The sequence below is a fragment of the Pseudomonas shirazensis genome (assembly GCF_050496565.1).
Lineage (GTDB): Bacteria > Pseudomonadota > Gammaproteobacteria > Pseudomonadales > Pseudomonadaceae > Aquipseudomonas > Aquipseudomonas shirazensis_A.
This window is the reverse complement of sequence record NZ_JBNWAE010000059.1, coordinates 1-315: the sequence shown is the minus strand read 5'-3', so window position 1 is coordinate 315 and position 315 is coordinate 1. Positions and strand designations below refer to the sequence as shown.

At 57.1% G+C, this 315-nt stretch carries 1 protein-coding gene; it reads left to right on the top strand.

Annotated elements, in window-relative coordinates; genetic code table 11:
- On the top strand, nucleotides 1-315 hold a 315-nt coding region (locus ACQZ2L_RS25110), incomplete at both ends, for an immunoglobulin-like domain-containing protein (RefSeq protein WP_430328323.1).

Here is a 315-nt window from a genome sequence, read left to right as displayed (position 1 = left end):
GCAACCCGCCGCAGGCTGGTGGCACCACCACCCTGACCGTGAACGTCGGTGGCAGTAACTACACCGTTGATATCGATGCTTCCGGCAAAGGTACTCTGCTGGTTCCGAATACCAACGTCGAAGACGTGTACAAAGATGGCAGCGAAGTCACTGCAACCGTCACTGCGGTCAATGGCGGCAACTTCGAAGCTGTGGATCTGACCGGCGCGACTACTACCGTTGCCGTTGAAGACACTATCGATACCACCACTGTGGCCGTCACTGCCGAGGCCGCGAAAGAAGGTGATGCCAACCTCACCTTCAACTTCCAGCTGA